Raw genomic sequence first — 20,496 nt, 5'->3', positions numbered from 1 at the left:
CTAATGTCTCTGTTTGAGTAACGGTAAGATGAGAACCGCAGATGGCAGTCCGGAAGCATAATAGTCGGCATGCTGTCTGCGGCGTCTTATTCTGCGGCGGTATGCAATCACTGTTTCAGCATGGAAACAAAGTATTAAATAGTGTAAATTGTTTTGGATGTTATGATTTAATGCCTTAACTTTGCATCTGCAATATGTATTGAAGCCACATGTGACGGTTTACGTACTACAATAAGGTATGTATGCCGTGACAGTCTGTAAGAGGACCGGCTGATATTGCAAAGACGATGCCGCAATGGTGGAATTGGTAGACACGAGGGACTTAAAATCCCTTGGCCAGAAATGGCTGTGCGGGTTCGAGTCCCGCTCGCGGCACTTATTCTAAAAACTACAACTATGCAGAAGAAACTTATTTATACCCTTTCGGCATGCTCCGTTCTTGTTTTCGCGTCATGCTCAAAGATGGGTCCACTGTCAGCCGACAACTTTACAGTGACACCGAATCCGCTTGAATCACAGGCAGGAGAGGTTCCGGCAACCATAAGCGGAATGTTTCCTGAAAAGTATATGAAGAAAAAGGCAACCGTAACTGTTACTCCCGAGCTGCGCTACGCTAACGGACAGGTTGCCAAAGGAGAGAGTGCCACGTTCCAGGGAGAGAAGGTCATGGGCAACAACCAGACCATTTCATACCGTCTTGGTGGCCGTTATACGATGAAGACCAGCTTCGACTATGTGCCTGAAATGCAGCAGAGCGAGCTGTATCTCACTTTCGACGCGCGCAAGGGAAATAAGAAGTATGATGTGCCGGCAGTGAAAGTGGCTACCGGAGTAATCTCTACTTCGGAACTGTACAGGAAAACCATCCTCACCGACGGTGGCTGCATAGCTCCCGACTCGTTCCAGCGCGTAAGGGAAAAGAAGCAGGAAGCCAACATCAAGTTCCTTATCAATCAGGCTAACCTGCGCAAGAGCGAGCTGAAGAACAACTCTGTCACTGAGTTCGTCAGAATGCTGAAGAAGATCAACGACGACCGTGAGGGACTGAACATACAGAATGTCGAGGTGCAGGCATACGCTTCACCGGAGGGCGGCGTGAAGTTCAACGACAAGCTGGCTTACAAGCGTCAGAACGTGTCTGAGGGCTACGTGAAGGAGCAACTCAAGAAAACAAACGTGAGCACAGGTATCGACGCGCACTACACAGCACAGGACTGGGAAGGCTTCCAGAAGCTTGTTCAGGCTTCAGACCTTCAGGACAAGGAAGTCGTTCTGCGTGTTCTGTCAATGTATAAAGACCCGGAGGAGCGCGAACAGCAGATCCGCAACATGTCGGCTGTGTTCCGCGAGCTCGCCGACGGCATCCTGCCGGAGCTCCGCCGCGCACGTCTGATCATCAATTATGAGACAATCGGCCGCAGCGACGAGCAGATACAGCAGCAGTATGCGGAAGATCCCACGAAACTGAGTGCGGACGAACTGCTCTACGCGGCTACTCTTGTGGACGACAACGTAAAGAAAGAGGAGATATACAAGAAGACAGCCGAGCTTTACGACCGCGACTACCGGGCTTACAACAACCTCGCTTCCCTGAGCCTGGCAAAGGGTGAGAAGGATGCGGCAGCGTCTTATATAGAGAAAGCTCTGCGCATAGACAGTAACGCGGCTGAGGCTTATGCCAACCGCGGACTTATCTACCTCATCAACGGAAACGTGGCTGAGGCGGAGACAGACATAGCTAAGGCTGCCGGTTCTGAGAACGTATCGTATGCTCTCGGTGTGCTCAACATAGCAAAAGGCAACTATGCCCAGGCTGAGAAAGACTTCGGTGACGTGAACACAAACAGTGCCGCGCTCGCACAGATTCTTAACAAGAACTACGCCGCAGCAGCCGCAACGCTCGACAAGGTGCCCGCACAGAACGGCATGACTGCCTATCTGCACGCCATCGTCGCAGCACGTCAGGCAAACAAGTTCGCCACATCCTCTTATCTGAAAGAGGCTCTTCAGAAAGATCCTTCGTTGAAGGCGTATGCTGACAACGACCTGGAACTGTCCATACTGAAGTAAATGAGAAAACTCATATATTTATTTCTGCTCACCCTGGTTATGGTGTCGTGCTCGACCGACGATAGTCATTTCAAGATCGACGGTCGTCTGCTCCACCTCAACCAGGGTGAGTTTTATGTATACACGCCCGACGGCGACAACGGCAAACTCGACACTATAAAGGTCGAGGCGGGCCGTTTCAGCTACGAGGTGCCGTGCCGCCGTCCGATGACTCTTATGATAATATTCCCCAACTTCACCGAACAGCCGGTGTTCGCGGAGCCTGGAAAGACCGTGGAAATAAGGGGAAGCGCGTCCAATCTGAAGGAAATGGAAGTGAAAGGGACGGACGACAACAAACTGATGAACTCTTTCCGGGAGCAGGTGGCGTCCGCATCCCCGCCCGAGGCAAGGAAATACGCGCGGCAGTTCATCCTCGACCACCCTGCTTCGATGGTCGGCTCATATCTTGTAAGACGCTATTTCATCCAGTCGCAGAGTCCTGACCTTGCCGTTGCCGACAGTCTTATAACCCTCATGCTGAAGCATCAGACCAAATACGGATATCTCCGCCAGCTGCAGCGGCAGATAAAAGGGCGCGGCAGCTCGAAGACAGGCATGGCGGTTCCGTCATTCTCCGCAAAGACCATCGACGGCAAGACAATAACCGCCGCAAGCCTTTCCGCCACTCCGACAGCCGTTGTCTGCGCATGGGCTTCGTGGAGTTATGAGAGTATAAACGTGCTTAGGCAGCTGTCGCTCATGAAGAAGAACGGAGAGGCGGACTTCACCCTGGTTAGCATATGTGCCGATGCGTCCATAGACGACTGCCGCCGCACCGTGACGAACAACATGTTCGACTGCGACGTGGTGTGCGACGGAGAAATGCTGAACAGCCGCCTTTTCAGAACGCTCGCGTTCAGTTACATACCCGACAACATCGTTGTGAAGAACGGACGTGTGGTGGCACGCAACCTCAACATGGAAGAGCTGAAGAAGCAGCTGACGCCCGGAAAGACACAATAAACCATATACTGATGCTCGTAAAAACATATTGTGCAGCCGTGAACGGACTTGATGTCACGACTGTTACCATCGAGGTGAATCTCAACCGTGGGGTGATGTATCACTTCACCGGTCTCGGTGACGCTGCCGTACGCGAAGGACGGGACCGCATAGCGTCCGCCCTTCAGTATAACGGATACAAGTTTCCGCGTGCCGACGTCACCGTCAACATGGCTCCTGCCGACCTTCGCAAGGAAGGCAGCAGTTTCGACCTGCCTCTCGCCATAGCCATCCTGGCAGCGGCGGGAAGCATCGTTTCCGACGGGCTCGATAGCTATATGATGGTAGGCGAGCTGAGTCTCGACGGCAGTCTCCAGCCTGCCAAGGGAGTGCTTCCCGTCGCCATACGCGCCCGCGCCGAGAAGTTCAAGGGACTGATCGTTCCCAAGCAGAACGTGCGCGAGGCAGCCGTGGTGAACAATCTCGAGGTATACGGCATGGAGAACATACGCGACGTCATAGCCTTCCTCACCGGAAAGGAACGTCCCGAGCCCACTGTCATCGACACGCGCCGCGAGTTCTACGAGCAGCAATACAAGTTTGAGCTCGACTTCGCCGACGTCCGTGGACAGGAGAACGTGAAGCGCGCGCTCGAGGTGGCAGCCGCCGGAGGGCACAACATGATAATGATAGGTCCGCCGGGCAGCGGCAAGTCCATGATGGCAAAGCGTCTGCCGTCCATCCTCCCGCCCCTCTCGCTCAGCGAGAGTCTTGAGACCACGCAGATACACAGCGTCGCGGGAAAGCTCGGCAGGGGCACTTCGCTCATCTCGCAGCGTCCGTTCCGCGCTCCCCACCACACCATCTCCGAGGTGGCGCTTGTGGGAGGCGGAGTCAATCCACAGCCCGGAGAGATATCCCTTGCGCACAATGGCGTGCTATTCGCCGACGAACTTCCCGAGTTCAACAAGTCCACGCTCGAGGTGCTCAGGCAGCCTTTGGAAGACCACAAGATAACCATCTCGCGCGCCAAATACACCACGGAGTTCCCATGCTCGTTCATGTTCGTCGCCTCGATGAACCCCTGTCCGTGCGGATATTACGGCGACCCGACGCACCATTGTGTGTGTACGCCAGGACAGATACAGCGGTATATGAGCAAAATATCGGGTCCGCTGCTCGACCGAATAGACATACAGACGGAGATAACGCCTGTTCCTTTCAAGGACATATCGAAGACAGCGCAGGGCGAGCCGAGCTCTGCCATACGCGAGCGGGTCATCGCCGCGCGACGCATACAGGAGGAACGGTTCCGCCCCTACAAGGGAGTGCACTGCAACGCGCAGATGTCCGAGCGCATGATACACAGCTTCGCCGAGCCCGACACCGAGGGTGTGGCACTCCTGCGCACCGCCATGGAGCGTCTGAGTCTGTCGGCACGGGCATACAACCGCATACTGAAGGTGGCGCGCACCATTGCCGACCTTGCCGCGAGCGAGCGTGTCATGCCGGAACATCTCGCCGAAGCCATCTCATACCGCAACCTCGACCGGGGCGACTGGGCGGAGAGAGGACTCAACTGAAAAGCGCGTCTGATGATGCGGCATGCTTCCTGCCGTTGTATGGAAGCGCAGGCACCGTTTCACTGAAAGACATTCTACAATGGGAAAATTCGACAACATAAGCGTCATAGCATTCGATGCCGACGACACGCTCTGGGACTGCCAGTCGCACTTCGCCGACGCAGAGAGACGCTACTGCGGCATACTTGAGCCTTACGCCGACGCCACAACGGTGTCTGACGAACTCTTTGCAGTGGAGTCAGCCAATATGCCTCTGCTCGGATACGGGGGCAAGGCGTTCACCATCTCGCTCGTGGAGAACGCCCTGAAGCTCAGCGGCTACCGCATATCCGCAGCCGACGTGGCTCGCATAATAGACCTCGGCAAGTCGCTGCTTCGCCTTCCTGCCACTCCTCTTCCGGGAGTGCGCGACGCTCTCGAAGCCCTTCGCGGCTACCGGCTCGTGCTCTTCACAAAGGGCGAACTGCACGACCAGCGTGGCAAGCTGATGCGTTCGGGACTGTCGCAATACTTCTCTCATGTGGAGATTGTGGCGGACAAGAGCAAGGCGGCGTGCCTGTCGTTGTGCCGCACGCTGCGTGTGGAGCCGCACAGACTGCTCATGGTGGGCAACTCTTTTAAGAGCGACATCATGCCGATGCTTTCTATCGGTGCCTCTGCGGTGTACGTGCCGTTCCACGTGACGTGGAAATATGAGCATGCGGACGAGTTCTCCCATGACCGCCTTGAGCGTATAACAAGCATCAGCCAACTGCCGGGGCTGCTTTAACACGATTCGGTCATTAGAACGCTTATTGTACATTTGATGTATATTGTCAGCTCTTCAGCCTTTTTCCGCACTGTTGCCGTCATCTTGTATTCCGCTTTTTCCCGGTGTAGCCCGTCACATCTTCGATAAAGCCGAATACAATCCGGCTGACAGAAGTACTAAATAAGAATGGAAGTCTGACGACTGATTCGGGTTTGAAAGTGTGCCCGTTTTTGCATAATTATGCAAAAATGAAGTCTCTGAAAAATATCCTCTGAAAATTTGAATCAGACAAATGACAGGGCGATTTGTTTGTCTGTCCAAGTCGTCCTTACTGTCGCCGCTTTGCAGCAGAAAGCATGCCATATGTTGATTAAATTGCTGTAATGTTCTGCGAAATATGTGTTTTATCGTGATATATATATCTGTTCGCACATGAAACGCACGTTATGGTGTCACCGTATAGCTTTTTTCGCCTGTGTGTAAGGGTGGGGAAGAGCGACGCAAGAGATTGCTCCGCGCTGCTGAAAAGGCTGTTTCGTGCCATGAAAGAGCCTTTTCCGTCATGCCGAACGGGCTCTTCCGCAGGGTCAAAGAGGCTCTTCCGCAAATCGGAAAAGGCACTGTTGTTTATTGATTTTACGTAAACGGCTGTGTGATAGAGTGTTACATAAAAAGCGCAAAAACAGCGTATTTGCGTCCGGATGGCTGTCCGCACGTTTTGACACCGGTATTTCGGATGTGTAGATGTATAATTATGCGGTTGTCGTAATGGTTTTGTATAAATATGCAACAGGTGTAGGGGTTATGGGATGGCGTGATGGTTATATGATGCGGATATGTGTTTTATACCGCTTGTATATATGTTTTATATCGCTGTTGGCAAAAAGTAGAGATGCAAAATTTTGCGTCTCACAGTTATGTAAGTCCAATTTTTATTGGCGGGAATATGCTGATGGAAATCGAGTTCGTTGCTTGTGAGACGCAAGATTTTGCGTCTCTACAGGGCTGGCGCCATTGTGATGTCATGATGAGGATTTGTGTTTTATGCTGCTGTCGGCAAAAAGTAGAGACGCAAAATCTTGCGTCTCACGGTTAGTTAAGCCCAATTTTATTGGCGGGAATATACTGATGAAAATTGAATTTGTTGCTCGTGAGACGCAAGATTTTGCGTCTCTACAGGCTGGCGCCGTTGTRATGTCATGATGAGGATKTRTGTTTTATGCTGCTGTCGGCWAAAWGTAGAGACGCAAAATCTTGCGTCTCACGRTTAGKTAAGCCCAATTTTTATTGRCGGGAATATGCTGATGAAAATTGAATTTGTTGCTCGTGAGACGCAAGATTTTGCGTCTCTACAGGCTGGCACCGTTGTAATTGTGCGGGAAAAGGGGTGGAGGGTGGTGGCGGACGGAGATTTGGGGTGATTGGGAATGCATCATGATATGGAGTGGTTATATCCCCCGTATGCGGTCGTCGAAATCCTTCGCTCCGCCTTTCACGCCGAACATTTTTGTCAGCAGACGCGCCCTCGTGTTGGTGACCGATTGCGACGACATGCCTGTCAGCACCGCTATCTCCGTGGGGATGAACCGCAGGCGCGTGAGGATGATGACGTTTATCTCTGTGGGAGACAGGTTGCTGTGAGAGGCGAGCAGCTCGCCCAGTCTGCTGTCGTGACTGTTTATGAGTGCGTGCAGCGCGTCCCAGTCTTGCTTCCCAGCCGCGCGCCCGGCGGAAGCCATGCGGTGGAGGGCGTACACACAGTCAGCGTTTATCAGTCTGTCCTCCATGTTCCACTGCTCCGGTTTGCGTCTGTCGTTCTGATATTCGGCAAGCTGCGCCTGCATCTTTTCAAGTTCCCGCGTCTTCACCTCTATGAGCGAGGCATACTTCTCGTGCTCCTTCTGCAGTCCGTCAAGCGTCAGGCGCAGTTCGCGGTAGTGCTCAAGGTCGCGCGTGTATCCGTCGTTCATCTCCTTCAGCCGTCGGTTCTGAGTGTTTATCACGCGCCCGTAGTGGCTCATCCTGCGCCTGTGGTAGACGATGAACCACACCATCACCATGACGAGCAGTGCCGCCGCGCCTCCCATCTTCATGATTCTTTCCTGGTGGAGCCGTTCGCTGCGCATGCTGTCGTAGTCTTTCTGGAGGTTCACCAGCTCGCTTGCCGTACCGGCGGATATCTCCCCGTCGTACACGCTGTTGAGTCTCTCGCTCAGGAACAGCTGTGTCTTGCCGTCGCCGTCTGCCAATGATCTGGCTATGAGACGCTTCAGAGCATTCTTGCTTATGGCGGCAGTGTATGAGTCGGCTGCGTCATACCACATGGCGACAGCCCTGTCCATGTCGTTTCTTGTGGCGTATATGTCGCCCAGCATGAGTGACGCCAGGCGGTCGGGCGAGGCGGTGTAAGCCATGGTGAAGAGCTGCATGGCACGTGCGGTGTCGCCTCTGTTCATGTGGTAGCAGCCCATGTTGGTGCGTATGAGAGCCTGTGCCTCAGGCGCAGCCTTTGAGGTGAGCGGCAGACAACGGTTCATGCATGTCATGAAACTGTCGGTGTCGCCTGTCCTTCTGTATTCTGCCGCCATGTCGTTCCATGCCCTTGCCATGTGCCTCTCGCTTCCCGAGCGGCGTGCGGCGTCCAGTTCGCGTCTGCGGTATTTCATTACCAGAGTGCGGTTTCCCGTCTCCCTGTTCATCATTGCAAGTGCTGCGGCTATCCTGAAATGCAGGAAACTGTCGTCCTCTCCGTCCGCCACGTCCTCCGCCTTCTTCATGAGCATGACGGCGTCGTGCAGGTTGCGGTTGTCATACATGCAGAGTGCTGCCTGCACGAGAGCCCTTGCCCTGCGCCTTCTGTCACCGTCCTGCATGAAGTACTGCGCACTGCTGCTGATATATCTTCCGTCGTTCAGTTTCACGCCAAGGTCGTGCACCGCCTCTGTGTATACCAGTTCGTAGAGCGCACTGTCCGCCGCACCGGCGCACAGACTGTCCTTCCGTCCGTAGATGAGCGTGAGCGCGCCGTGCGGATCGGTGTCGGTCATGCCCTCCGCCTGCTCTATCGTGCTGTTGTAGGAGGCGCGATGTGAGCATGCGGCGGCGAGCATGACCGTGACGCAGAGTATGTGCAGTATGCCGGTGCGGTTGGTTCTCACTTCAGCCGGAATGTTATCGGTACGCTGAATTTCACTCTCACCTTCTTTCCGTCCTGCATTCCGGGCTTCCAGCGCGGCATCTTCTTCACCGTAGCCACGGCAGCCTCGTCGAGTGCCGGAGTGGCGTGTGTGAGGATTTCCGTATCGGATATCGAGCCGTCTTTCTCAACCACGAATCCCACAAGAACCCGTCCCTGCTCCTTGCGCTTCGCTGCCTCCGGCGGATATACCACGTTTTCACCCAGGAACTTCATCAGTGCGATTGTGCCGCCGGGATATTCTGGAAGTACCTCGCATACGTCATACACCTTGTCTTTTTGCTCTTTCGCTGTCTGTGCGTTTGCCGTAAGTGTCATCATCATCACAGCAACCGCCATCATAAGAAATCTTTTCATAATGCGTTTGTTTTTTAGAGGTTTGTTTGTTTCTGTCTTGTAAGGACGCTGCAAATATAGGATAAAAAAACAAAACGGAGCAAACAATCCGTTACACAATATTACACACCGTCGCCGCAGTGTAGTCTTGTTTAGTCCTTCTGCCTGCGTCCGGCAATCGTCCGCAGCATTCTGTTGGCGCGGCAAAGCCCTCCCACGCCCAGCACATAGAGCAGCAGGGCCTTCAGCCGCCATCGTCTGTCCACCCGGCATAAGCCCTGTCTCACGGTGGGGAGCGTGGGGCGGTCGCCTGTCAGTTCGCTTGTGTATATCTGGATGTTGAGCACATGCATGTAGTATCCGGTCCATTCGTCCGAGCGGCGGCGCGTCTTCCGCAGCATCATGATGTGAGTGGCGAGCAGCGTGCGCCATGCCTCTCCTCCGGCGTTGTTGGATATTCCCGCGCTGTTCCAGCGGTAGTGGTAGGTTCCTTTGTCGGTAGTGGCAATGACGCCCGCCCTCTCCATGAGCAGTGGCAGGGTGTGTATGTCCTCAAAAATCATGTTTTCCGGGTATCTGATGCCGTCGAATAGCGCGCGGCGGTATATTTTGTTGCAGGCATAAGCGTGCATGTAGGCGCGGCACGAGAGCCAGTACTCGTCCATGTCGCGGTATTCGCGGCACCCGAAATCCGTCATCTCCTGTCTGCCGGAAGGCATCTCGCGGCATATGGGAAACTCTATGATGTCATATTCGGGATGCTCTTCGGCGAGACGGCTCAGGGCGGAGAGCGTGCCGGGAGCTATGTGGTCGTCGGAGTCGACGAACATAAGCAGGTCGCCGCGCGATGCCTCTATGCCTGCGTTGCGTGCGCTGCTCAGTCCGCCGTTCGGCTTGTGTATCACCCTTATGCGGCTGTCGGCGGCAGCCAGGGAGTCGCACATTGCCGGACAGCGGTCGGGCGACCCGTCGTCTACGAGTATCATCTCGAAGCGCGCGTCCTGCTGTGCGACTATGCTTTCCACGCATCTCATGAGTGTCGCCGCCGTCCTGTAGACAGGTATTATGATGCTTGTCATTGCCCGGCTCATGCCTGTCTGATGAGTTTTTTCAGCTTCATCTTCAGTGCCCACGGCAGACTCTGGATGAAAAACTGCAATATGTTGTATTTCCAGTAAGCCGCGCTGTTCTTCAGCCCGTGCCACGGCGAGGATGCTGTTCTGGCGTTCTCCATGAACAGGGAGCACAGCGCGCGCTTGTCGCCCTTGTCGTCTATGAGACTCTGCGGCACGTCGGCGGTCTTTCTTATCACTGCCGCCACATGCCCGTTCTCGGTCAGTCCTACGGTGAGCTCGGCGAATCCGGCTGTGAGTTCAGCCACATCGTGCCTCTCGTTCTTGTTCCATATTATCAGCTTTCCGTCCTCGCGGCATATGTTGTATTGGTGAAATCCCTTGTAGTGTTCGGTCTCCGCCTCGTTTATGTGATGGTTAAGATAGAGGCATCCGCCTTTTTTCAGCACGTCGATGCTTTCGTATATGCTTTTCATGGGGTTGGCGGAGTGGTCGAGGGCGTTCTGTATCACCACGAGCGATATGTCGTGCGACGGATAGAAAGCCGACAGATACTCAGCCATTCCGAACTCTATCTCAGGCAGCTTGCGGCGGTGGCGCGCCATTATTCTGTTGAAGTAAGCCGCAAGCGGGTCAATGTAACGGATGTCAAGCGGCATGAGCCGTCCGTCGCGCATGATGTGGTTGCCCGTGGCGTAGCTCATTCCGCATCCCACGTCGAGCACTTTCGGGTTGTCCGTCTTTATGAGGAAGGCGTTTGCGTCGAACCCTTCGAGCGTTATCACTCCTCCGTATTTCGACCAGTTCATCATTCCGTCGAAGGTCCATTTCCATCTGTACACGTTGTTCCAGAAAGCGACCTCGTAGGCGATGCCGTTCATCCATCTTGTGGTAGTGTTCTGTTCTGTGTTCATCTTTATTGTCAAACGATAGTCTGAAGCCGGTCCGTCCCGTTGTGTCAAAGCCTTTGCGGCATGCCGTGAGACTGTGTGTTCCGGCAACACCGGTGCAGTAATATAATGTCGGAAGACAGTGGCTGCATCCGGAAATGTAGTTTGCTTTGTTGTTCCGGAATACAGCATATCTTATGCAAAGATAAGTATTATTGCTCTAAAATACTTGTCCGTTTTGAAATAATCGGCACTTTTGAGGCGTATTGAGCGTTATTTTAATATCTTTGTATAAGATAAGCTGCACTCGGGAAAGTGAAAGCAAGCTTTCTTTTCGCTCGTTTGCATTATCTTTGTCTCATAAAAACTGCACTCGACAATGCAAGAGCAAGCTCTCATTGTGCTCGTTTGCGTTATCTTTGCCAATACATTATAATGTTATGAACAAGACCCGTTTGATGTTGATACCTGCCGGCGGACTTGCCAACAGGATGCGTGCCGTGGTGTCGGCATACAATCTGTGCCATGCCGTCGGGGGAAAGATGCAGGTGGTATGGTTCCGTGACTGGGCGTTGAATGCCCCGTTCCGCGATATATTCAGACCAGTAGACAGTTCTCTTTTCGACCTTCGTGAGGCTCGGGGACTTGATTTTCTCGTCAACGACCGTCCCCGTCGGCGCAACTTCTGGATACCCAAGGCGTTTCAGAAGGTTGTTTTTGACGCCCGAATATACGAGCAGTTCGTCACTCCCTTGAAGCAGACGGACTTCGATTTTGAGGCATGGCTGCGCGGCAGACGGTGCTACATGAGCTGCTATCAGGAGTTCGGCACATTCGACAATGACCTGTACAAGAAGATATTCCGTCCTGTTGACGAGGTTATGGAGCGCGTGGAGACGTTCCGCGAGAGTTTTTCCGGCTATACGATAGGCATGCACATTCGCCGCACCGACAACGCCGAGTCGATAGAGAAGAGTCCCACCTCGCTCTTCATAGAGGCGGGTAGGCGCGAGCTGGAAGCCCATCCCGACCTGCGCATATTCCTCGCCACCGACAGCGAAGGGGTGAAACGGCAGATGCGCGACGTCTTTGCCGACCGCATCATAACACCTTCCGACGCGGCAGCACGCGGAAGCACGGAGGGCATACGAGGCGGACTCACCGACATGTGGACGCTCTCGCTCACCCGTCGCATATACGGTTCGGCAGGCAGCAGCTTCTCCACCATGGCGTCGGCAATAGGAGGAAGCGAGCTTATTGTCCTATCAGTTCGGGCATGATGAAGACCGAGTGGATCTTCTGTTTTTCTTTTGGCGGTATCTGCATATAATCGTTGTACAGGTCGCGCAGGTAGGCGTCGGGGTCTTGCGGTGCGCTGAACGTGCGCCCCTCGAATGTTATCGTGCCGAGCGGGAAGATGCTTTTCTTCAGGTGCATGATGCCGTAGCCGTTGTTCACGAGCGTGTTCGACATGTAAGTTCCTTTCTTCCTGAATGCGAAAGCCAGCTTCCACGCCATGCGGCAAAGTGCGTATTGCGCGGCAAACCACGGCAGTTCGGCAGCCGAGCGCAGCGAGTAACGGTGCGGACGGCGCAGTATCGAGTAGCACTTTGATATTCCTCTGCCATATCGTTTTGCGAATCCGCGTGACACGTCGGGATAGTCTATGAAGGGAAAAATGTCCACATAGAGCCCTTTCTCATATCCTGCGGAGAAGTCATCTCCCGGTTCCACGAAGAACGAATTGAGGTCGCGCACCTTCACTATCGGCTCTTTCGTGTCCTCGCTCTGCGGGGTCTGCAGCGTCAGCGATGCCGGAAGCTCCTTCGGAGCCACTTTCTTGAACCGCTCAAGGTCGTCAAGAGTCATTGCGATGTCTATGTCGTCGTCCCACGGAATGAACCCTCCGTGACGCACGGCACCCAGCAGTGAGCCGCCGTCGAGCCAGTAACGTATGCCGTGTCTGCCGCATATGCGGTCTATCTCCGCCAGTATGCCGAGTTGTTTCAGCTGACATTGTCTCAGCGTTCTGCGCTTGTATTCCTCGAGAAAAGTATTTTTCATTCTGTCGTATGGATATTCTCAGTAAGTCATCTGTTGTCTGTCGCGGCGCGTCTCACGTCCACCACCTGTCCGGTGTAGTCTGATGCGAGCGTCCGCAGAGTGGCTTCGGCAACCTTCTCCGGCTTCAGGAGCGTGTCGTCGGGCTCCGTTCCGAAGTTCGACACGCGCATTGGCGTCTTCGTACGTTCCGGGTTTATGCAGTTGATCTTTATTCCGTCGCCCTCCCATTCCTGTGCCACAGCCTGCACGAAGTTCACTATCGCAGCCTTGGTTGACGAGTATATGCTGTAGAAAGCGCGTCCTCTGGTGTATGAGCTTGACGTGAAGAAGATGAGATGTCCGCCCGACTGCCTCAGATAAGGATACGCCCCGACAGCCACGTTCACCGTTCCCATGTAGTTGGTGCGCACAGCCGACTCTATCACGGAGTAGTCCATCGCCGCCAGCGGTTCCTTGTTCAGTATGCCTGCGGTGCTTATCACGAAGTCTATCCTGCCCGCCTCGTCAGCCACGCGCTTCAGAGTGCTGTCCACACACTGCCTGTCTCCGATGTCCACTCCGCCCATGCTGCGCGAGAAGGCGAACACCCTCGCGCCGCGTTCGCCGAGCATCCGCACGATGTCGGAGCCTATTCCGTAGCTTCCTCCGAACACCACTGCCACCTTGCCTTCAAAGAACCGCGCGTCGGGCATTGCCGTTCCCACCTCCGTGTTCTTCAGTTGGAAGAGCTTGTCCATCATGTATGTGTCCTCCTTATAGGTGAGTTTCATGTTGCTCTCCTCACCCCTCACCACGTAGACCGGTGTCTGCGGCATGTAGCGGCGCACCACTCCGCAGTCGTCCGTCGTGCGGAACGCCGGGTCTTTCAGTGCCAGTTCGTACGCTGTTCTTATCACTCTGATGTCGAAAGCCTGCGGAGTCTGTCCTCGGCGGAGCCTCGACCGGTCGGGAATGTTGCTGATGAAGTCGCCCTCCACCTCAATTATCGTGTCCGCCGACGGCACCGCCACGTCTATCGCCTCATACTTCCCGAGCGCGTCAATCACGTCGTCGAGCACGCGCTGGCTCAGCAACGGGCGCACCGCATCGTGGAAGATGAGGTTCACCTCCCTCTGTCCGTAAGCCCTGATTGCCGACAGGCTCGAGTCGTAACGCTCCTTTCCGCCCTTGAGTATCTTCTTCACCTTGCGCCATTTGTTGCGCAGCACGATGTTCTCGAAGTCGGCAATGAGCATCGGGTTCGACACTATTGCAATCTCGTCAATCCTCGGGTTGCGCTCGAACACGTCGATGGTGTGTTCCACAACCATCTTTCCCGCCACCTTGTAGAACTGTTTCGGTGTCGACATTCCGAGTCGCGTGCCGACCCCTCCTGCCAGTATCACGGCGATATTTTGTTTCATATGTATGTCTTTATCTTATGTATGAATATGTTGGATATCCTGTATGATAGTCTGATGTATGTTTGTTTTATTTGTGGGAAATCATAAGTCGTCACTTGCATTTATTTGGTCCATTATATGATCATAGGTACAGTATAGGATTACAATTTTAAAATAATCATTATCTTTAACCTTTATGTGACCGATAATCAATTTTATATAGCCTAACAAATCATCTTCTTTGTTTTCCGACAAATGGAATTCAGTCGTGAATTTCGCTTCATCGCGTGATATAGCCATAAGTTTCAACTCGTCAAGTGCTCCTTCTCCAATAGATTCATCATCAAACGATTCCGTTGATGAAACCATATGATATTTCTCGCTGAGAGCTGCTTTCAGATCGTCGTATTGATTTTTCAAATCTTTAAAAGTATCTTGTTCGGGCAGACTGATACCAATTATTCCGACAATATTCTTGTTGTTTGAAGTAGGAACAATAAAAATCTTGCAGTCTCTGCGGTTGTAAAATGTGCCATTTAAAACATAAGTATTGTTCTTTTCTATAAAATGGTCAAAGTATTTGGATCGCTCCCATCCTTTGGCTTCAAACGCTTTCAGTGCGTCTTCCATGAGCAGTCCAGGTTTTAATTCAAGTCCTTTGACGGTGAGAAATCTTTTTGAGTTCTGTGTAAGATATTCTCCCACTTCGTCTGATTGCGCAAATGCTGAATTTGCAAAGGTTAATTGCAGTAATAACGTAAATAAGATTTTCTGTGCCATAGTTGTAAGTATTATATGGTGAAAAGGGGATACATGCCGATGAAACATGAGTTTGCTCTTTGATTTCAGCGTGCATATAACATACTGCAAATATACTCAAAAACTTCGAGTCCGTGCTCCGCAGGACTGAAAAAGTGCTGTTTGCGGAGGTAAGAAAAATAAGTTGCGGATGTCGGGGAGGATGATGGTATGTTGCGGTATGGCTGTTTGCGGCGGATATTGACGGGTGTCTTGTCGCGCTGTTGGCATAAAGTAGAGACGCAAGATTTTGCGTCTCACGAGAAGGTAAGCCCAATATTTGTTGACGGGAATGTGCTGATAGAAATCGAGTCCGTTGCTCGTGAGACGCAAGATTTTGCGTCTCTACAGGCTGTCGCCATTGTAATGAAATGATGCAACTTTCTGTCTTATATCTCTGTATCCTAAAAGTAGAGACGCAAGATTTTGCGTCTCCCGATTAAGGTGAGACAATTTACGTTGACGGAGACATACTGGCGGTCAGTGTGTTTGTTGCGTCTTCCGGGCATGTTTGTGCGATATGCGTGTCAGATAAAAGTCCTGTCATATTTGTGTCTCTTTCTCTTGGTACGCAAGTCAACGCTGTTTTGTGTTTTTGTATATGAGTCGTTTTTATCTTGGAAACATAAATTCGGGATTGTCCTCCACCTCTTCTATAAATTTGTCTGACGTTGAATATATCACGGAAACAGAATTGAACGAACCGGTTTTGTCCTTATAACGTTCTATGAAAAGTGAGGCATATCCCAGTACATTGTAGTCAGGATTGTCGGAAGCGGTAAATGTCGTTTCAAAAACAGCTTCATCTTGAGCCAGTGCTTGAAGCTTTTTCTTGTTTGATTTGGAGTTTTCCGTTTCCTTGTCTTTAAAATATTCCCTGCTTGAGAGCGCATAATTCTTTTCAGATAGAGACTTCTTCACCTTGTCATACGTTTCTTTCAGTTTTTTAAAAGAATTGCTTTCAATATAGGTTATGCCAATTATGCCTACGATATTCCGGTCTTTATCTGTCGGTGCTATGAACATTGCGCAGTTCTTTATGCCCAAGGATGTTCCGTAAAGAATATGCAATTGCAGGTCATCTTCTTCAACGTCATAGAACGGATCTGGTTTCCAACCGATTGCATCAAATATCTCCAAGGCTCTTTTCATTGTCATACCCGGTCTCAGTTTCACGCCTTCCACTTCAAGGAACTTGTCGGCATGCTTTGCCACACTGTCCCGTGTGGCTCTCCAGTCTATTACTTTCTGTGCGCAGACACATGATGCAAAGGATATTTGCAGCAGCAAGATGAGCATTAATTTCTTAATCATAGCAGATTGTTTTTGTATAGTTTATGTGTGATATAGGTTTGTACTGCGTTTTTTACGGGTGCAGATAATATGCTGCAAATATAGGGAAAAACTTCGATTCCGCACCATGCAGGGCTGAAAAAGTGCTGTATGCGGAGGATATTGATGTGTGTTTTGTCGCGCTGTTTGCAGAAAGTAGAGACGCAAAATTTTGCGTCTCACAAGAAGGTAAGCCCAATATTTGTTGACGGGAATATGCTGATAGAAATTGAGTTCATTGCTCGTGAGACGCAAGATTTTGCGTCTCTACAGGCAGACGCCGTTGTAATGAAATGATGCAACTTTCTGTCTTATATCGCCGTATCCTAAAAGTAGAGACGCAAAATCTTGCGTCTCACAAGAAGGTAAGCCCAATATATATTGACGGGAATATGCTGATAGAAATTGAGTCCGTTGCTCGTGAGACGCAAGATTTTGCGTCTCTACAGGGCTGACGCCGTGATGTTGGGATGTGATATCGCGGCATGTATAGTCTCTTGCGTGCGATATTGACTATGCGTAAAGGCGATGGGAGGTAGGGTGAGGGGTGCTTAAGGCATGCCATATCGCCCGAGGCTCACAGGTCGAACAGCGAACAGCGGTAGGCGAATATCATCGGGTGGAAGAAGCCGCGTACCATTCCCATCACTCCGCGAGCCTTAGCCGCGTCGGGATAGATGTCGCGACGGTGCCTCATGCATATGGCGCAGAGTCGCAGCAGAGCCAGCGGACTGCGGCTGAGCATGAGCCGCGCCATGGTGTGGTGGAGCCTGAAGCGCGGCTGGCGCGTGTGTACCATTATGTGTGAGTAGAGCCTCTGCCACGTAGGTTTGCGTTGCAGGCGGCGGTAGTGGGCTATGCCGAGGACGTATGGCTGCCACGTGGGACGCCTCTTAGGTGCGGGACCGGCGCTCATACTCTGCAACAGTGCCGCCTCGCGTGGGTGTGAGCGATGCCAGTTGAGCGGTTTGCTGATGTGCGTTATCGCCTTTTCGCCGTGAAACCATGCGTTCAGTCCGAGACTCCAGTCGTAGTATATGCCCTCCATCCACACATCTTCACGCTGCACGTAATCGCGTCTCAGGAGCATCGTATGCCCCGCGAAGCCGCCGAACATCAGAGCCTCGAGCGAGCAGCGCGGGCTCACCGTGTGCGCCGTCTCCATCGTCGTGCCGCGCAGATGGTCGGAGTAGCATATGTTATAGTCGCCTATCGCCTCCGCCATAAGCCCTATCTTGTCGGGCATCCACACGTCGTCCTGGTCGGAGATAGCCACGAAGTCTGCCGTGGCTTTCATCACCGCGCTCCTGAAGTTGCGGTTGAACCCGAGGTTGACAGCATTTCTTGTCACCCTCACGCGGCTGTCGCGGGCAGCGTAGGAGCGCAGTATGTCCATGGTGTCGTCCGTAGAACAGTCGTCCTGCACTATTATCTCGCTTATCGGGTAGGTCTGCCGCAGTATGGAGTCGAGCTGTTCGCGCAGGAACATACCGCCGTTGTAGGTGCACATCACCACCGCCACCGTTTTTCCTTTCGTCATGTTGCTCAGTGTTTTTTCCTTATTCTTGAAAGCACGAACGACGTGCATTCGTCCAGTATCCTCACCCTCGCAATCCGCATCACGGCGTAGTATGCCGCCACGGCAAGCACTATGCGCACCGCGAGGAGCAGCCACAGGGAGGCTATCGGAGCCGTCACAGCATAGACCAGAGCCATCACTCCGCCAGCCGCAAGGGCGAAGGGCACCGTGTCGCGCAGGAACATCATGACACCGTAGCCCGTGAGCCGGCGCACGAAGAAGAGCCACACGAAGAGCCACGCCACGTTGACAGCCACGTAGCCCGTCACCATCGCCGTTATGCCAAGCTGCCATATGAGCAGCATGAGCAATATGAGAGCTATGCCGAGCGAGAACGTACACCAGAAGAACGTGCCCGACCGCCCCTTGCTTATTATCATGTTCGACAGCAGGGTGGACAGCGGAACCACCGCGCCGCTGATGCAGAGAATCTGTATGAGATACACGCTGGGCAGCCACTTCTCGGTTATCGCCAACACGATGAACTCCCTCGCCACCAGTCCGAAGCCCAGCATGAGCGGGAAGGAGACGAACGCCGTGAAGCGCATCATCTTGCGGAAGGCGTTCATCTGACGCCCTTTCTCGTTGTCGAGACCCACGAGTACGGGCTGCGCCACCTGCGTCACCATGCTCTGAACGAGCGATGAGCACTTGGTGTTCCACTGATAAGCCTGATTGTACACGCCCGTGTCGCGCGGCGAGAAGTAGTGTCCCAGCAGGATGTTGAGCACGTTGTTGTTGACGTGGGTCATGATGGTGGTTGCCAGAATCTTGAAAGAGAAGCGGAACATGCGCCTCACCGGCTCGAACGTTATGCCTCTGAGCGACGGCCGCCACGGCGAGTAGTGCCACTGCATGAACGTGTTTATCGACACATACACCAGTCCCTGCGTAGCCAGCGACCAGTATGCCATGCCCTGCCATGCCATCACCGAGCCCGTGACGCTCGACGCCAGCACTGCCGTCATCGCCGCCTTCGCCTGCTGCTTCGCCTGCAGACGCTTGAAGAGATAAGCCGACTGAGCCGTGCCCAGCGACGCTATGATGATGCTCAGGAAGGCGTAGCGGCAGAGCGGCACCACGTCGGGCGCGTTGTAGTAGCGTCCTATGAGCGGCGCGCAGAAGAAGAGCACGGCATACATCAGCGTGCCCACTATTATGTTGAACCAGAACACCGAGTTGTAGTCGCTGTCCTTGGGGTCGCGCAGATTGGTGAGGGCTGTGCGGAAACCGCTGTCCTGCAGTGCCGTGGCTACGAGCGAGAATACGCTTATCATTGCCATCATGCCGTAGTCCGACTGTGACAGCAGCCGTCCGAGGATGATGCCGAACACCACGCCCACAATCTGTTGCACGCCGTTGTTCATGCTTCCCCAGAACAGTCCTTTTGCCGTTTTTTCTTTCAGTGATTCCATTCCGCCCGTTCAGGATGATGAGTGTCCCGCAGCCGCCGGGGTGTGCGAAACATGCGCAAAAGTAATGCTTATCGGCTAATAATCAAAGAAAAACGCAGAAATAATTTCCTTCCGCCGTCCCCGTGTGCCGCAATCGTGCCGTCCGGCTGACGCCCTTCCGCGTCCGGCGGGGTCGTTGCCGGTCATGGCTTGTCCGCAACCGGTTGTCATATTGCATACATATGCCGTGCCGCTGTAAGGCATATAGGCTTACGTTTTTACTGAAGTTGAGGCGGACTACACCGTGCGGAAGCGGCAGGCAATATGCCGTCAGCGGTGAGGAGGAGTGTTGAAGGGCATGTGAATAGGGTGAGGAACGTACTCCGGCGGTATAATGACATGTTGTGGTTATGGTGCCGCCGCATGTCAGTACGGGTTTTGCATAAACATGCGGTGATAGTGAATATTTATTCATCCGGCAACAACGTCAACCTCGCGAGAGCTGTTTTTTCGCGGACGGGAACATGTGTGGCGGCGTACGCGCGGTTTTCAGACGGTTTTACCAATGTGTTGATATACAATGGCTTATGCCTTTCGACGGACTGATATTGTTTTTCCCGTCGTGCGGAACGGGCTTTTCCGCAAGTCCGAAAAGCCCGTTCCGCATTGCCGTTCAGCCTTTTTTGCGGTGCGAAAGAGCCGTTATGGTGCTGCGGAACAGGCTTTCCTGCGTGACGCGACGGAGCATGCCGCATCGCCGTTCCACTTTTTCGGTATCGTAAAAGACATTTTTCCGGTATATCATATCCTGTTTATGAAATTATTTTTGTCAAAATATTTTACCGTCGGAAACGTATTTTTATTCATTCCGCGCCATGCCCGCGATATGACACATACGTGAAAGCGTGTTGAGGGTGATGCGATATTGACATTGCGGAAAATGGATGTCCCCGCCCAGCAAGATATTTTCCCCCATGCCATACCAATGGCGCCAGCCTGTAGAGACGCAAAATTTTGCGTCTCACGAGCAACGTGCACATTTATTATATGCATATTCCTGTCAA

The 20,496-nt window shown here is 52.9% G+C and carries 16 protein-coding genes and 1 tRNA gene; 7 read left to right on the top strand and 10 right to left on the bottom strand.

Annotation, left to right across the window (positions count from 1 at the left end; translation table 11 throughout):
• Positions 1–289 precede the first annotated feature (289 nt).
• The 5 genes from BN4609_RS10760 to BN4609_RS10740 all read left to right on the top strand — a co-directional run bounded on the left by BN4609_RS10760 (position 290) and on the right by BN4609_RS10740 (position 5,406).
• A tRNA-Leu gene (locus BN4609_RS10760) sits at positions 290–375 on the top strand.
• Between the two features lie 21 nt (positions 376–396).
• A complete protein-coding gene (locus BN4609_RS10755; RefSeq protein ID WP_068856677.1) occupies positions 397–2,070 on the top strand; it encodes a tetratricopeptide repeat protein in 1,674 nt (557 codons plus the stop codon).
• Complete coding sequence (locus BN4609_RS10750) at positions 2,071–3,075, top strand: DUF4369 domain-containing protein (protein ID WP_068856676.1); 1,005 nt, start codon at positions 2,071–2,073, stop codon at positions 3,073–3,075.
• 11 nt (positions 3,076–3,086) lie between these two features.
• On the top strand, positions 3,087–4,637 hold the full coding sequence (locus tag BN4609_RS10745) for a YifB family Mg chelatase-like AAA ATPase (RefSeq protein WP_068856675.1): 1,551 nt from the start codon (positions 3,087–3,089) through the stop codon (positions 4,635–4,637).
• Between the two features lie 79 nt (positions 4,638–4,716).
• Positions 4,717–5,406 carry an HAD family hydrolase gene (locus tag BN4609_RS10740; protein ID WP_068856961.1) on the top strand — a complete coding sequence of 230 codons (690 nt, stop codon included), beginning with the start codon at positions 4,717–4,719 and terminating at the stop codon, positions 5,404–5,406.
• Positions 5,407–6,836: 1,430 nt separating this feature from the next.
• On the opposite strand, the gene BN4609_RS10735 is transcribed toward BN4609_RS10740, so the two are convergent.
• The 4 genes from BN4609_RS10735 to BN4609_RS10720 all read right to left on the bottom strand — a co-directional run bounded on the left by BN4609_RS10735 (position 6,837) and on the right by BN4609_RS10720 (position 10,907).
• Positions 6,837–8,546, bottom strand: coding sequence for a tetratricopeptide repeat protein (locus BN4609_RS10735; RefSeq protein ID WP_068856674.1), 1,710 nt, complete (start codon positions 8,544–8,546; stop codon positions 6,837–6,839).
• Positions 8,543–8,941: an energy transducer TonB gene (locus BN4609_RS10730; protein ID WP_021992696.1), complete on the bottom strand. Its 399-nt coding sequence runs from the start codon at positions 8,939–8,941 to the stop codon at positions 8,543–8,545. Before BN4609_RS10730 ends, BN4609_RS10735 begins: the two co-directional genes overlap by 4 nt.
• Positions 8,942–9,072: 131 nt before the next feature.
• Positions 9,073–10,011, bottom strand: a complete 939-nt coding sequence (locus BN4609_RS10725; protein ID WP_084791541.1) for a glycosyltransferase family 2 protein — start codon at positions 10,009–10,011, stop codon at positions 9,073–9,075.
• Positions 10,008–10,907, bottom strand: a complete 900-nt coding sequence (locus tag BN4609_RS10720) for a class I SAM-dependent methyltransferase (RefSeq protein ID WP_164071652.1) — start codon at positions 10,905–10,907, stop codon at positions 10,008–10,010. Before BN4609_RS10720 ends, BN4609_RS10725 begins: the two co-directional genes overlap by 4 nt.
• 416 nt (positions 10,908–11,323) lie before the next feature.
• On the opposite strand from BN4609_RS10720, the gene BN4609_RS10715 reads away from it, so the two are divergent.
• A complete protein-coding gene (locus BN4609_RS10715; RefSeq protein ID WP_068856672.1) occupies positions 11,324–12,163 on the top strand; it encodes an O-fucosyltransferase family protein in 840 nt (279 codons plus the stop codon).
• On the opposite strand, the gene BN4609_RS10710 is transcribed toward BN4609_RS10715, so the two are convergent.
• The 6 genes from BN4609_RS10710 to BN4609_RS10675 all read right to left on the bottom strand — a co-directional run bounded on the left by BN4609_RS10710 (position 12,138) and on the right by BN4609_RS10675 (position 19,453).
• On the bottom strand, positions 12,138–12,947 hold the full coding sequence (locus BN4609_RS10710) for a LicD family protein (protein WP_068856671.1): 810 nt from the start codon (positions 12,945–12,947) through the stop codon (positions 12,138–12,140). The two genes, BN4609_RS10715 and BN4609_RS10710, sit on opposite strands and share 26 nt — an antisense overlap.
• A 26-nt stretch (positions 12,948–12,973) precedes the next feature.
• On the bottom strand, positions 12,974–14,350 hold the full coding sequence (locus BN4609_RS10705; protein ID WP_021992690.1) for a bifunctional cytidylyltransferase/SDR family oxidoreductase: 1,377 nt from the start codon (positions 14,348–14,350) through the stop codon (positions 12,974–12,976).
• An 81-nt stretch (positions 14,351–14,431) separates the two neighbouring features.
• Positions 14,432–15,109, bottom strand: coding sequence for a hypothetical protein (locus BN4609_RS10700; RefSeq protein ID WP_068856670.1), 678 nt, complete (start codon positions 15,107–15,109; stop codon positions 14,432–14,434).
• A gap of 630 nt (positions 15,110–15,739) precedes the next feature.
• Complete coding sequence (locus tag BN4609_RS10690; RefSeq protein WP_164071651.1) at positions 15,740–16,441, bottom strand: hypothetical protein; 702 nt, start codon at positions 16,439–16,441, stop codon at positions 15,740–15,742.
• A gap of 595 nt (positions 16,442–17,036) precedes the next feature.
• Positions 17,037–17,999 (bottom strand): glycosyltransferase, encoded by a 963-nt coding sequence (locus BN4609_RS10680; protein WP_068856666.1) that lies wholly within the window; start codon positions 17,997–17,999, stop codon positions 17,037–17,039.
• A 5-nt stretch (positions 18,000–18,004) separates the two neighbouring features.
• Complete coding sequence (locus tag BN4609_RS10675; protein ID WP_068856665.1) at positions 18,005–19,453, bottom strand: lipopolysaccharide biosynthesis protein; 1,449 nt, start codon at positions 19,451–19,453, stop codon at positions 18,005–18,007.
• Positions 19,454–20,012: 559 nt separating this feature from the next.
• Here BN4609_RS10675 and BN4609_RS16590 point away from each other — a divergent pair.
• Complete coding sequence (locus tag BN4609_RS16590; protein ID WP_164071650.1) at positions 20,013–20,333, top strand: hypothetical protein; 321 nt, start codon at positions 20,013–20,015, stop codon at positions 20,331–20,333.
• The last annotated feature ends 163 nt before the right edge of the window (positions 20,334–20,496 follow it).

The sequence above is a fragment of the Leyella lascolaii genome (genome assembly GCF_900079775.1).
In the GTDB taxonomy this organism is placed as follows: Bacteria; Bacteroidota; Bacteroidia; order Bacteroidales; family Bacteroidaceae; genus Prevotella; species Prevotella lascolaii.
The sequence above is the reverse complement of the archived record's forward strand: the minus strand, read 5'-3'. Positions and strand labels throughout refer to the sequence as shown.

Excerpts from the sequence above, each read along its gene's own strand:
- BN4609_RS10690 (WP_164071651.1), bottom strand. The coding sequence starts at position 16,441 with ATGATTAAGAAATTAATGCTCATCTTGCTGCTGCAAATATCCTTTGCA.
- BN4609_RS10680 (WP_068856666.1), bottom strand. The coding sequence starts at position 17,999 with ATGACGAAAGGAAAAACGGTGGCGGTGGTGATGTGCACCTACAACGGC.
- BN4609_RS10755 (WP_068856677.1), top strand. The coding sequence starts at position 397 with ATGCAGAAGAAACTTATTTATACCCTTTCGGCATGCTCCGTTCTTGTT.
- BN4609_RS10705 (WP_021992690.1), bottom strand. The coding sequence starts at position 14,350 with ATGAAACAAAATATCGCCGTGATACTGGCAGGAGGGGTCGGCACGCGA.
- BN4609_RS10745 (WP_068856675.1), top strand. The coding sequence starts at position 3,087 with ATGCTCGTAAAAACATATTGTGCAGCCGTGAACGGACTTGATGTCACG.
- BN4609_RS10675 (WP_068856665.1), bottom strand. The coding sequence starts at position 19,453 with ATGGAATCACTGAAAGAAAAAACGGCAAAAGGACTGTTCTGGGGAAGC.
- BN4609_RS10710 (WP_068856671.1), bottom strand. The coding sequence starts at position 12,947 with ATGAAAAATACTTTTCTCGAGGAATACAAGCGCAGAACGCTGAGACAA.
- BN4609_RS16590 (WP_164071650.1), top strand. The coding sequence starts at position 20,013 with ATGGCTTATGCCTTTCGACGGACTGATATTGTTTTTCCCGTCGTGCGG.
- BN4609_RS10720 (WP_164071652.1), bottom strand. The coding sequence starts at position 10,907 with ATGAACACAGAACAGAACACTACCACAAGATGGATGAACGGCATCGCC.
- BN4609_RS10750 (WP_068856676.1), top strand. The coding sequence starts at position 2,071 with ATGAGAAAACTCATATATTTATTTCTGCTCACCCTGGTTATGGTGTCG.
- BN4609_RS10715 (WP_068856672.1), top strand. The coding sequence starts at position 11,324 with ATGAACAAGACCCGTTTGATGTTGATACCTGCCGGCGGACTTGCCAAC.
- BN4609_RS10725 (WP_084791541.1), bottom strand. The coding sequence starts at position 10,011 with ATGAGCCGGGCAATGACAAGCATCATAATACCTGTCTACAGGACGGCG.
- BN4609_RS10730 (WP_021992696.1), bottom strand. The coding sequence starts at position 8,941 with ATGAAAAGATTTCTTATGATGGCGGTTGCTGTGATGATGATGACACTT.
- BN4609_RS10700 (WP_068856670.1), bottom strand. The coding sequence starts at position 15,109 with ATGGCACAGAAAATCTTATTTACGTTATTACTGCAATTAACCTTTGCA.
- BN4609_RS10740 (WP_068856961.1), top strand. The coding sequence starts at position 4,717 with ATGGGAAAATTCGACAACATAAGCGTCATAGCATTCGATGCCGACGAC.